Here is a 12,427-nt window from a genome sequence, read left to right as displayed (position 1 = left end):
TTCCGTATGTTCTCCCTACTTGGTCTTTAGCTTCTTCTTAACGGCTACCTCTTGGAAGGCCTCAATGATATCCCCTTCCTTGATATCGTTGTAATTTTTCACCTGAAGACCGCAGTCGTACCCTTTGGAAACTTCCTTCACATCATCCTTAAATCGCTTTAAGGAGGCCAATTCGCCCGTATAGACCACAACGCCGTCGCGAATTAGGCGTATGCCGCTGTTTCTCATGATTTTTCCGTTGGTCACCATACATCCGGCAATGGTACCCACTTTCGAAATCTTAAAGGTCTCCCTGATCTCGGCCGTACCGGTGATCTCTTCCTTGATTTCCGGAGAGAGCATTCCTTCCATCGCATCCTTCAGGTCGTTGATGGCATCGTAGATGATGGAGTACATTCTGATATCGATCTCCTCCTTATCGGCCACATCCCTTGCGTTGCCCATCGGCCTAACGTTAAAGCCGATAATAATTGCGTCCGATGCCGAGGCCAACAGGACGTCGGATTCGGTAATGGCCCCTACCCCCTTATGGATGATATTGACCTGTATTTCTTCGGTGGACAATTTCTGGAAGGAGTCGGTCAAGGCCTCTACGGAACCGTCAACATCACCCTTGAGAATAATGTTCAATTCCTTGAAGTCGCCCAGTGCGATCCTTCTTCCGATTTCGTCCAGTGTTATATGGCGCTGTGTACGCACCGACTGTTCGCGTTGGAGTTGCGAACGCTTGGTTGCGATCTGCTTGGCCTCGCGCTCATCTTCGAGCACGTGGAATTTATCGCCGGCCTGTGGCGCGCCGTCGAGTCCCAAAATGGAAACCGGGGTGGCGGGACCTGCGGTCTTGACTATTTTTCCCCGTTCGTCGTGCATGGCCTTGACCTTGCCACTATGGGTTCCGGCCAATACGTAGTCGCCGATCTTCAAGGTTCCGCCCTGCACCAATATGGTGGAGACATAGCCACGGCCCTTGTCCAGGAAGGCTTCGACCACCGTACCGTTGGCCATTTTATCGGGATTGGCCTTAAGCTCCAACAACTCGGCCTCCAGCAATACTTTTTCCAATAATTCCTTAACCCCTTCCCCGGTCTTCGCGGAAATGTCGTGCGACTGGATCTTACCTCCCCAGTCTTCGACCAACAGGTTCATCTGGGCCAAGCCCTCCTTGATCTTATCCGGATTGGCGGTAGGCCTGTCTATTTTGTTGATGGCAAAGACTATGGGCACCCCTGCGGCCTGCGCATGGCTGATGGCCTCCTTCGTCTGGGGCATGATATCATCATCGGCCGCTATTACAATGACCGCTATATCGGTAACCTGGGCACCCCTGGCACGCATGGCGGTAAAGGCCTCGTGACCGGGCGTATCCAAAAAGGTAATCTTCTGCCCATCTTCCAAGGTTACCCCATAAGCACCGATGTGCTGGGTTATACCCCCACTTTCACCGGCTATTACGTTCGCTTCGCGGATGTAATCGAGCAATGAGGTCTTACCGTGATCGACATGTCCCATGACCGTCACAATCGGGGCCCTGGGCTTCAAGTCTTCGGGCGCATCCTCCTCGATCTCTATCGCCTCTTCGAGCTCGGCCGTAACAAACTCCACCTCATAGCCGAATTCGTCGGCAACTATGGACAGGGTTTCGGCATCGAGGCGCTGGTTCATGGTAACCATGATACCGAGGGACATACAGGCCGAGATAATCTCCGTTGTCGAGACGTCCATCATAGTGGCCACCTCCCCGACGGTCACAAACTCGGTCACCTTGAGCACCTTGCTTTCCAGTTCTTGCTGCTCGAGATCTTTTTCCGTCTGTTGGCGGTGCTGATCCCTTTTATCCCTTCTGTACTTGGCCCCCTTGCCTTTTTTCGATTTCCCCTGAAGTTTTTCAAGGGTCTCCCGAATCTGCTTTTGTACATCTTCCTCACTCGGCTCCACCTTAGGTGCACCGAAGCGATTTCCTCCTTTTCGCGTTCCACCACCGGGTCCTCGGCCACGTGCCGCCCCGCCGGTATTGCCTCCGGGCTTAGATACAATACGCTTTCTGCGTTTTTTGCGATCGCCCGAACTATCGGAAGCCGATTTTGATTCTTCTTTCTTCTTCTTGGGCTTATTGAACTGTGAAAGGTCGATTTTGGCCGTGATCTTGGGCCCTGTAAGCTTCTTGTACTGGGTAGCCAAAACGTCGCCGCCTTCCTGGGCCTCCGGCTTTTTCTCTTCCTCGGGTTTCTTTCCTTCCTCCTTTTTGGCCCCGGCCTCGACCTTGGGTTCCTCCTTTACGGGCTCCGCCTGCTTGGCAGGTTCGGGCGCCTTTTCTTCGGGAACCGGCTCCTTGACGGGCTCGGGCGCTTTTTCGGCCGGAGTTTCCGGCTTGGGGGGTTTTTCCTCTACTTTGGGCTTTTTCTTGGGCTCCAGGTCAATTTTACCGACCGTTTTGGGCCCGGTAAGCTCCACCTTGCCGAGCAGGGGCTTTTCCCTTTCGGCGGCAGCGGCCCGTTTTTCGCGGGCCAAGCGCCTTTCTTCTTGTTCTTGCTCCAATTGCAGACGCAAAGCTTCTTTTTCCTCACGCTTTTCCTCACCGACCTTTTTCGAAGCAACCTTCTTGCTTTTATCGGTTTGGAACTCCTCCTGAAGCACCTCATAGACCTCATCGGAAATCTTGGTAGTAGGGCGCGCCTCGATCTCATGTCCCTTTGAGGCCAAGAAATCCACCGCCCTATCCAAAGAAATATTAAACTCCTTGAGGACCTTATTGAGTCTTATTTTTGCAATGTCTGCCATAAATATCTTCTGCTAATTCTATTTAATCGCTGCTAATATATAGCTAATCTTCCAATTCTTCTTTGAGTATACGCACAACTTCCAAAATTGTTTCCTCTTCCAAATCGGTACGTTTTACAAGATCGTCGACATCTTGCTCAAGTATACTTCGAGCCGTATCGAGACCTATTTTCTTAAATTCCTCAATGATCCAAGCATCGATCTCATCGACAAACTCGGTCAACTCCACATCTTCTTCGACCCCTTCGCGGAACACGTCTATCTCGTAGCCGGTCAACTGCCCCGCCAAACGAATGTTATGCCCGCCACGGCCGATCGCCTTTGACACCTCCTCGGGCCTCAGGTAAACCTGTGCCGTCATCTTCTCGTCGTTCAGTTTTACCGACGACACCCTTGCCGGACTCAAGGCCCGGGTCACCATCAACTGTGGATTGGCCGTCCAGTTGATCACATCGATGTTCTCGTTGCCCAACTCACGGACAATGCCGTGGATACGCGAACCCTTCATGCCCACACAGGCCCCTACGGGATCAATACGATCGTCGTAGGAATCAACGGCCACCTTGGCCTTTTCGCCAGGTATACGGACCGCCTTCTTAATGGTGATCAAACCGTCGTACACCTCGGGGATCTCTTGAAAGAACAACTGTTCCAAAAACTTGGGCGAGCTTCGCGACATGATTATGGTCGGCTTGCTCCCCTTAAGTTCCACACTTTCGATGATACCCCGCACATTATCTCCCTTACGAAAGAAATCGGACGGAATCTGACGATCTTTCGGCAGAATGATCTCATTGCCTTCGTCATCCAACAAAATTATGGCCTTATGACGAATATGGTGCACCTCTGCGGTATAAATTTCCCCCTCGAGGTCTTTAAACTGCTTGTAGATGGTCGTATTGTCGTGCTCGTGGATCTTCGATATAAGGTTCTGCCTCAAAGCCAATATGGCCCTGCGGCCCAAATCGATCAACTTCACCTCTTCCGACACATCCTCGCCTACCTCAAAATCGGGCTCGATCTTACGGGCGTCGGACAAGGAAATCTCCTCGTTGGGCTCTACTACCTGCCCATCTTCGACCACTACCCGGTTTCTCCATATCTCCAAATCCCCCTTGTCGGGGTTGATGATGATATCAAAATTGTCGTCGGATCCAAATTTCTTTTTGAGGGCATTTCTAAAAACGTCCTCCAAAATAGCCATAAGCGTTACCCTGTCTATGAACTTATCGTCTTTGAATTCTGAAAAAGACTCAATTAACGCAATATTTTCCATTACTCTCTTACCGTTAAAATGTTATTATGACCTTTGCTTCTTTTATATCGGAAAAATCGATTTCTTCTTTTTTTTGAACCGTTACTTTCCCTTTTCCTACGGGTTTGGGCTCCCGTGCTTTCCACTCCAAAACTATGCCCTTATCGGTGGTAGCCGTCAAATTTCCCTCAAAAGTGCCGGTTTCCGTACGCACTTTTAGTTTTCTCCCGATGTTCTTGGCGTATTGCCTCGGCAATACTATCGGCGAAGTGGCCCCCGCAGAGGTAACTTCCAGCGAAAAATCCTGCTCCTCACGGTCCAAGTTGTGCTCAATTGCCCTACTGACCTTCATGCAATCCTGCAAAGTAACCCCGTGATCCCCGTCCAACACCACCTTGATGGAGTTGTCGGAAGCAACGGAAAAATCAATTAAAAATAATGATTTATTTTCTTCCAGCACATCTTCCAAAAGTGTCGCTACCTTCTCCTTAAACATACCCTTTAGAAATAAAAAAGAGGACTATATTGTCCCCTCATGAATACTTTTATATCCTTTCAGTACTGCAAATATACATTTTTTTTGGTTCCCACAATAGGTATTGGGCTTATCCCGTTTTAAATGACGGCCTTAGCCGAATCGCACGAACAAAGCCTCAATTTTTTAAGACCGCCATGGAAAACATCTCGTCTTACAACCTAATAATCGGTGCCGCCTCCATCGTAATCATCTCCTTTTGGTTCAACGGCATTTCAAAAAAAACCAACATTCCCTCGGTGCTCATGCTTATCGTTTTGGGCCTTGCCTTACAGTTCGGCCTTAAGTTTGTGCTAGGGGACGGAATGGATTTCGAAAAAAAACTTAGGGGCACCTTGGAGATCATCGGTACGGTCGGTTTGATCATGATCGTGCTCGAGGCGGCCTTGGAGCTTGAACTGAAGCGCGAAAAACTGATCCCCATCCTTAAATCGATGGCCATAGCCCTTATCGGCCTTGTGGGATCGGCCTGGGTCGCCGCCCTGATCTTGCACCAATTCATTGAGGGCATGGACATGCAAAGCGCCTGGCTCTACGCCACCCCCTTATCCATCCTGTCGAGTGCGATCATCATACCCAGCGTTAGCGGCCTAAGGGACGACAAGAAAGAATTCCATATTTACGAAAGCACCTTTTCCGACATCATGGGCATCATGATGTTCTATTTTTTGACCGGAAGCCTAGACCCCAAAACCGATTCCGGGGCGATAGGCTTTGCCGGCAACCTGGTCTTGACCATTGCCATCGCGATTGTTGCCAGTTATACCCTCGTGCTCATTTTTCAAAAGATCAAGAGCCAAGCGAAGCAATTTTTGTTAATCGCCGTACTCTTGCTGCTTTACGCCATCGGCAAAAAAATGCACCTTTCATCGCTTATCATAATATTGGTCTTCGGCCTCGTCATCGCCAACGTAAAGCTGTTCTTTCGGGGAAAGACATCCGTTTTCCTCCAAGAGGAAAAAATACAACAGATCTACCACGAACTACACATCATAACCCTGGAGACCGCTTTTGTGGTACGCACTTTTTTCTTTGTGATCTTCGGGATCACCATAGTCCTATCCTCCCTTTTAAGCCTTAACGTGGCCTTGGTGAGCCTGCTTATCATAGGGTCGATTTACGGCATCCGTTATCTTATACTGAGAATTTTTATCGGAAAGGACATCCTGCCCCAGGTCTTTATCGCACCCAGGGGCTTGATCACCATCCTCCTTTTTTACGCGATCCCCGCCGAAGCCCAGGTCCGTCATTTCGAATCGGGCATTCTTTTGTTCGTCATCATCGCCACCAGCTTGGTGATGACCTGGGCCATGATCAAGGACAAGAAGCAAACGGAAACCCTACCCGATGAAGCCGACGAAGGGCCGGCGGCCTGCCACGGGACCGAAGACGCACACCCCCTGGAGCCCCGCATGGCCGTTCTAAGGAAAGGGCCGGTTGAAGAAAGCGACAAACAAGCCCCCCAGGCATAGGCACAAAAAAAATCCCGATACTTATCATATCGGGATCCTTACTTCCTGTTGGCCTACTAGGACTCGAACCTAGAACGACTGGACCAAAACCAGCTGTGTTGCCAATTACACCATAGGCCAATACCGTTCTCTAAAAGAAACCAGTTTCGTATTAGAGCGTGCAAATTTAAAACAAAGTTTGGTTTGCACAAATATTTTACACCTCAATAATCACAAAAAATAAAATTCCGCCTTGCTGCGTCGCGACGCCGCCCCCTTGGCCCCTTGCCCCCAAAAAGAGACCTAAAGCCAACATTGCCAAGCACTTTAAGCGAACCAAAACGCGTCGGCCAATACGCCGGAGCCCTGTTAAACGTTTATGAAAAAGGAAGCCAGATATCTATTTAAATTAGTAAATTCGCCGCAGTTGGTTAAACCCTTAAGTAAATGTTCGCAAAGAATTTCCAAAAATGGGACACCCTACTGGGGTGGACCGTATTTTCAATAGCCCTTATCACCTATGCCATTACCGTAGAGCCCACCAATAGTTTTTGGGATGCCGGCGAGTACATTGCCACCTCGGCGAAGCTTCAGGTCGGCCACCCTCCCGGGGCACCCCTCTTGCAAATGATCGGCGCTTTTTTTGCCATGTTCGCCCTCGAACCCGAACAAGTGGCCCGTATGGTCAACTACGTATCCGGTGTTTCCAGCGCCTTTACCATTCTGTTCATGTTCTGGACGATCACCAACCTTGTGCGGAAATTGGTCAACAAGAAAGACGAGGCCATTTCGAACAGCAAGGCCATTGCCATATTCGGAAGCGCCCTTGTTGGATCATTGGCCTTTACCTACTCCGACAGTTTTTGGTTCAATGCCGTTGAAACGGAAGTATACGCCACGGCCAGTTTGATCATGGCCCTACAACTATGGCTCGGCCTCAAATGGACGGACCACCTTCACGAACCCCGCGGCAATCGTTGGCTTGTACTTATATTTTTCGTAATCGGACTAACGTTCGGGGTGCAGTTCATGGGCTTCCTGGCCATCCCTTCCATCGGACTGCTCTATTATTTCAAGACCTACAAGACCACTACGGTAAAAAACTTCTTGATCGCCAACATCGCGGTAATCGCCATCCTCATGCTGGTCTATAAATTTTCGCTGACCTATGTGCTCAAACTTTTCGGATGGAGCGAGATTTTCTTCATCAACAGCATCGGCCTGCCCTTCAATTCGGGATCCATTATCATGGGCCTCCTGTTTATAGCGGCCTTCTATTTCGGCCTGAGCTACACGCGAAAGAACAACTTTAAAACGGCAAACACCGTCGTACTATGCCTTATGTTCCTGTTTTTGGGCTTTTCCACCTGGCTCATGCTGCCCATACGGGCCAATGCCCGGGTGGTCATCAATGAAAACAACCCCGAGGACGCCCGCGCCCTATTGGCCTATTACAACCGCGAACAGTACCCCGGTGTCGACAGCCCCATATACGGCACCTACTATTCGAGTATTTTCGGCGAACAGGGAGAGGACAAGGACGAGGCCCCTAAATACGAAAAGGACGAGGAACTGGGCAAGTACGTCATCGTAAACCACTACAAGGGCGCCGTACCCGGCGACGACCCCAAGCACAGAGGTTTTTTGCCCCGAATGTGGAGCGGACAGCACGCCGAAAACTATATGCGCTATTTCGGGCCGTTGGACTTTAGGTTGAAGCAATCGAACCAAGAACTCCGCAGGGCCGCCAACCAAGTCAAGGAAGGCTATGCCAACGGCGATATCGATGCGGAGCAGTACATAAGCTTCCTTCGAAGGTTCAGCGACTATATCGAGGTCGAGCCCCCCTCGGTCTGGCAAAACATCAAATACATGGTGCAGTTTCAGTTCGGTTATATGTACTGGCGTTATTTTATGTGGAACTTTACCGGAAAGAACAACGACGTACAAGGGCGGTACAACGGCAACGGCGAATGGTTGAGCGGTATCGGCTTTATCGACAGTTTGCGCCTGGGCAGCCAAGACAACCTGCCCGACGAGGTAAAGAACGACAAGGCCCGAAACACCTATTTCTTTTTACCGCTCATACTCGGCATCATCGGTATACTCTTTCAAATATCGAAGAACCCGAAACAGTTCTGGGTGCTTTTGGTATTCTTCCTGTTTACCGGCCTGGCCATTCAGTTCTATACCAACCCCTACATCTTTCAACCTAGGGAAAGGGACTATTCGCTGGTAGGTTCGTTCTATATTTTCGCCATATGGATCGGCCTGGGCGTTTACGGGCTTTTCGAGGAGTTCAAAAAGTTTCTGGCCCCGAAAATATTGGCCCCGGTCATTACGGTGGTCTGCCTATTGGCGGTACCTACGGTCATGGCCGTTCAAAACTGGGACGACCACGATCGCTCCAACCGCTATACGGCCAATGCCTCGGCAAAGGCCTATCTCGATTCGTGCCAAAAGGATGCGGGGGCCATTCTGTTTACCATTGGCGACAACGACACCTTCCCGCTTTGGTATGCCCAAGAAATCGAGGGCTACAGGACCGACGTACGCATCATCTGTACCAGCCTTTTCGAAACGGATTGGTACATCGACCAGATGAAGCGCAAGGCCTATGAATCGGAGGCCATACCCTCGCAGATAGAACACGACAAATACCGTTGGGGCTCGCGCGACGTACTGTACTACCAAACGGTCGATGCCCTGTTCAACAAAAAGATATCCGAAAGCCGATGGACGATTCAAGACTTTATCAAATGGGTAGATAGCGACGAACCGAAGACCAAGCTGAAGTTTATTCTTGAAAGACAGGAAAACATCGATATGGACGCCTATTCGGAAAGCAGCCAAAACATCGTCTACTACCCCACCAACAAAATCCGGATACCGGTCAACAAGAAAAATGTTCTGGAGACAGGCCTGGTGAAGCCAAAAGACTCTGCCTTGATCGTCGACTACATCGACATCGACCTCCCCAAAAGCGCCATCACCAAAAAGAGCATGATGATGCTCGACATCATTGCCAACAACGACTGGAAGCGCCCCATCTATTTCTCAGGAGGAAGTTTTGACGATGCCGAGTTTATTTGGATGAAGGAATACCTGCAGCTCGACGGTATGGCCTATAAGCTGGTACCGATAAGGACCGAACGCAAAAGCGCCTACGAGATGGGCCGCATCGACAGCGACCTGATGTACGACATCGTCACCAATTGGTATTGGGGCAACTCGGGAAGCCCCGATATCTACCACGACCCCCAAACCAGGATCCAAGGCCTGTCGTACCGAAGCAATTTGGCCCGATTGGTGGAGGCCCTGCTGTCGGAAGGAAAAATCGAAAAGGCCAAGGACATCATCGACCTGGCCATGGAAAACCTACCGGTCGAATACTTTAAATACTACACCTTTGTCGAGCCCTTCGTCGACGGCTACTACAAGGTGGGCGAAACCACCAAGGCCAGGGAACTGTTCGAAAAGTTGAAATACATCTACCAAGATCGATTGGAGTACTACGCCGGCATACCCCTGGCCGAACAATACGAGAACATAGACGAGATCATTGCCGACATGGAAGGCTACCGAAGGAACATCGATATCCTTATCGGCAACAACGACCGCGAAAAAGCCGAAAAAGAAACCTTGATCTTCAATGAATACATCGAAAAATTCGAACATTTCTACAGGGACAACCTCCTAGAGGAAGAGGACATCCCCAGCCCCGAAAGCGACCCCGACCTTTCGGACAGCACGCCCATTTCGGACACGAGCGCCAAGGATGGGACCACTACCGCCAAGCCGGTAGCGGACACCGAGCAAGGGGAATAAAACACACATTTAAAAATAATCGGCCTGCCCAAGTCAGAACCCTCGGGCAGGCCATATGGCAACCATCAAAATGCAAAGCGTACACGCCGCAGTGGATGTACCCAATACCGTTGTGTTTTGTTGGAAGGGCCGGCCGAAGGGAATCGGCGGCATGGCGAACTACTAGATGTATTCGTTAAGGATGCCTATCAGCGTATTGGCGTCTTGCTCGCCACTTTGGCGCCAGACCATTTCGCCTTTCTTGTATATCATCAAGGTAGGAAGTCCTTTCACCCGCAATGCCTGCGAAAGCTCCTTGTTTTTGTCCACATCAATTTTGATAACCTTTCCCTTATCGCCCAAGGCAGCCGCAACGTCTCTAAGAACAGGGTGCATGGCGGTAGACTGTTCGCTCCATTCGGCATAGAAATCCAATAGAACAGGGACTTTCAAATCTATAAGTTCACCAAATTTAGACATATAATCGGCTTTACGTTATTCGCCAAATGTAGTAAAAAATGCCAAAATACCATCTAAGTGCTTAGTATTGTGGCCCCCAAGCCTAGTTAAAATCATGTTAAGGACTTCTTTTTTAGGGTTATGACGGTTATTTCGGGCCAAATTCCTACCCGACCCGGATAGCCCAAAAAGCCGAATCCCCGGTTGACGTTGATATACTGGCCCATTTCCTTGTAGATACCCGCCCAGTACTTGTAACGCCATTTGACGGGACTCCACTTGACCCATCCGGGTATCTCGATCCCAAACTGCATCCCATGGGTATGTCCGCTCAAGGTCAAATGATAGTGAAGCCCGTCTTTCAGCACAACATCTTCCCAATGCGAGGGATCGTGGCTCATTAAAATCTTAAAATCGTCCTCAGCGACCTGCGAGGTGGCCTTTTTCAGGTCACCGGCCTTCTTAAAACCGCCCCGGCCCCAATTTTCGACGCCTATCAAGGCTATTTTGTCTGCCCCTTTCTTTAGGTAGCGGTTTTCGTTCAGCAAAAGATCAAAGCCCATTTGGCGCTGCAAGCTTTTTAAATCTTCCAGGTTTTGGCGCTTCGACTCTTCCGTATCCCATTCGATATAGTCGCCATAATCGTGGTTTCCGAGTACCGAAAACTTACCGTCCTTGGCCTCAAGGGACGAGAAAAGCTCCGCCCAGGGCAACATCTCCTCGGTCTTGTTGTTGACCATGTCGCCCGTAAAAAGAATAACATCGCTTTTCTGACGGTTGACCAGGTCGACCGCGTATTCTATTTTCTTTCTATTGTCGAAGCTTCCACTGTGTATGTCGGAAATCTGCGTGATCTGGTAGCCATCAAACCCATCGGGCAGGTCATCGAACTCGAGACTGTACCTCAGCACCTGAAAATTGTATTTCCCACGGTACATCCCATAGAGCAGGGCCCCAAAGGGAACAGCTGCCAGCCCCAGACCCAAAAGGCTTATGAACCGCCGTCTTTCGGGCAGGGTAAAGCTCTTTTCGCTACCGGACAGTTTCTGGTACCATGCGGCCACCAGCCTAAAAATATCCTCGGAAAACAAAAACAGAATGGTTACCAATTGAAACACCAAAACGGTCAACAGGAGTCCGAAGGCATAACTCTTCGGCCGGCTCAACACCCGGCCCTCGGCCTCGCCAAAGGTGAATTGGTAGATAAAATTGCCCAACACCAATACCGAAATGGCGATAAAGAGGTAGTGCACCCACGGGTGTCTGGTTACCGTTCGCAGCGCCTGTAAGGTATACAGGCCCAAAACCGTATAAATAATAATGAATAGAATCCAACGTAGCATAACAACAAAGGTATTGGGAAAAATCAAAGGGCGCGGCCCCTTTACATATTATTTAACCACTTTCACTATTTGCGCTATGGCAGCATCATCGGAAACGGCTATCTCGCCATCCCTAAGAAAGGCCGGCGAATTCATCGACACCTTCGGAGCCCTCCCCAAGGTCGGCAAAAATGAGGTGCCGGATAGGTGCACTGCCGCAAACCCTGCATTTTTAAAGTTTTCGGCGTTTTCGACCCTAATACCTCCCCCGGGCATGATCGTGCAGTTGACGGCATTTTCGTGAAGCGCCCGCAAGAGGGGCATGCCCTCCAGGGCCGATTGACGCTGCCCTGAGCTAAGGATGGTGTCTACCCCGAGCCCTTCGAGCTCCTTCAGGGCCTCGATGGGATCGACCACCCAATCAAAGGCACGGTGAAAGGTAAAACGGAGCTTTCCGGCCGCTTCGACCAAGCGTCCGGTACGTTCCCGGTCTACTTGAAAATCCTTGTGCAAGGCCCCTGAAACGATACCGTCAAAACCCAAGTCGACGCAGAGCCTGATATCCTCCAGCATGATATCGAACTCAACATCGGAATAGGTAAAATCGCCGCTTCTAGGGCGTATCAAGACATGTACGGGAATCGAGACCTGCTCCCTCACGGCCTTCAACAAGCCATAGGAAGGCGTAACCCCCCCTACGGCCAGCTCCGAACAAAGCTCTATGCGGTCGGCATTCCCCCTTTCCGCATTGAGGGCAGATTGCAGTGAATTGGCACATACTTCTACCAACATATATGTATATTTAGGGCACTAAATTAAA

Annotated in this window: 8 protein-coding genes and 1 tRNA gene; 2 read left to right on the top strand and 7 right to left on the bottom strand. The window is 50.1% G+C overall.

Annotated features, from left to right (window positions below):
- Window positions 1-15: 15 nt before the first annotated feature.
- Genes infB through rimP form a run of 3 tightly spaced genes read right to left on the bottom strand, consistent with a single transcriptional unit; the run spans window position 16 to window position 4,529 of the window.
- On the bottom strand, window positions 16-2,778 hold the full coding sequence (gene infB / locus BUB37_RS14870) for a translation initiation factor IF-2 (RefSeq protein ID WP_072994617.1): 2,763 nt from the start codon (window positions 2,776-2,778) through the stop codon (window positions 16-18).
- A gap of 43 nt (window positions 2,779-2,821) precedes the next feature.
- Complete coding sequence (gene nusA / locus BUB37_RS14865; RefSeq protein ID WP_072994616.1) at window positions 2,822-4,054, bottom strand: transcription termination factor NusA; 1,233 nt, start codon at window positions 4,052-4,054, stop codon at window positions 2,822-2,824.
- A gap of 13 nt (window positions 4,055-4,067) precedes the next feature.
- Window positions 4,068-4,529 (bottom strand): ribosome assembly cofactor RimP, encoded by a 462-nt coding sequence (gene rimP, locus BUB37_RS14860; RefSeq protein ID WP_072994615.1) that lies wholly within the window; start codon window positions 4,527-4,529, stop codon window positions 4,068-4,070.
- A 176-nt stretch (window positions 4,530-4,705) separates the two neighbouring features.
- Here rimP and BUB37_RS14855 point away from each other — a divergent pair, with 176 nt between their 5' ends.
- A complete protein-coding gene (locus BUB37_RS14855) occupies window positions 4,706-6,040 on the top strand; it encodes a cation:proton antiporter domain-containing protein (protein WP_072994614.1) in 1,335 nt (444 codons plus the stop codon).
- A gap of 48 nt (window positions 6,041-6,088) precedes the next feature.
- On the opposite strand, the gene BUB37_RS14850 is transcribed toward BUB37_RS14855, so the two are convergent.
- Window positions 6,089-6,160, bottom strand: a tRNA-Gln gene (locus tag BUB37_RS14850).
- 306 nt (window positions 6,161-6,466) lie between these two features.
- Here BUB37_RS14850 and BUB37_RS14845 point away from each other — a divergent pair.
- Window positions 6,467-9,847, top strand: a complete 3,381-nt coding sequence (locus BUB37_RS14845) for a glycosyltransferase family 117 protein (RefSeq protein ID WP_072994613.1) — start codon at window positions 6,467-6,469, stop codon at window positions 9,845-9,847.
- Between the two features lie 162 nt (window positions 9,848-10,009).
- Here BUB37_RS14845 and BUB37_RS14840 read toward each other — a convergent pair whose 3' ends face one another.
- From BUB37_RS14840 to BUB37_RS14830, 3 genes are all read right to left on the bottom strand, one after another.
- Entirely contained in the window at window positions 10,010-10,306 is a 297-nt protein-coding gene (locus BUB37_RS14840) for a thioredoxin family protein (RefSeq protein ID WP_072994612.1), read from the bottom strand.
- Window positions 10,307-10,398: 92 nt separating this feature from the next.
- Window positions 10,399-11,628: a metallophosphoesterase gene (locus BUB37_RS14835; RefSeq protein ID WP_072994611.1), complete on the bottom strand. Its 1,230-nt coding sequence runs from the start codon at window positions 11,626-11,628 to the stop codon at window positions 10,399-10,401.
- A 48-nt stretch (window positions 11,629-11,676) separates the two neighbouring features.
- Window positions 11,677-12,399 carry a copper homeostasis protein CutC gene (locus tag BUB37_RS14830; protein WP_072994610.1) on the bottom strand — a complete coding sequence of 241 codons (723 nt, stop codon included), beginning with the start codon at window positions 12,397-12,399 and terminating at the stop codon, window positions 11,677-11,679.
- Between the last annotated feature and the right edge of the window lie 28 nt (window positions 12,400-12,427).

Source organism: Pseudozobellia thermophila (assembly GCF_900141855.1).
GTDB classification, from domain to species: Bacteria; Bacteroidota; Bacteroidia; order Flavobacteriales; family Flavobacteriaceae; genus Pseudozobellia; species Pseudozobellia thermophila.
Note: the sequence above shows the minus strand (reverse complement) of the source record. Positions and strands in the feature narration are given on the sequence as shown.

Coding starts and splice junctions, on each gene's coding strand:
- infB (WP_072994617.1), bottom strand. CDS start 2,778: ATGGCAGACATTGCAAAAATAAGACTCAATAAGGTCCTCAAGGAGTTT.
- nusA (WP_072994616.1), bottom strand. CDS start 4,054: ATGGAAAATATTGCGTTAATTGAGTCTTTTTCAGAATTCAAAGACGAT.
- rimP (WP_072994615.1), bottom strand. CDS start 4,529: ATGTTTAAGGAGAAGGTAGCGACACTTTTGGAAGATGTGCTGGAAGAA.
- BUB37_RS14855 (WP_072994614.1), top strand. CDS start 4,706: ATGGAAAACATCTCGTCTTACAACCTAATAATCGGTGCCGCCTCCATC.
- BUB37_RS14845 (WP_072994613.1), top strand. CDS start 6,467: ATGTTCGCAAAGAATTTCCAAAAATGGGACACCCTACTGGGGTGGACC.
- BUB37_RS14840 (WP_072994612.1), bottom strand. CDS start 10,306: ATGTCTAAATTTGGTGAACTTATAGATTTGAAAGTCCCTGTTCTATTG.
- BUB37_RS14835 (WP_072994611.1), bottom strand. CDS start 11,628: ATGCTACGTTGGATTCTATTCATTATTATTTATACGGTTTTGGGCCTG.
- BUB37_RS14830 (WP_072994610.1), bottom strand. CDS start 12,399: ATGTTGGTAGAAGTATGTGCCAATTCACTGCAATCTGCCCTCAATGCG.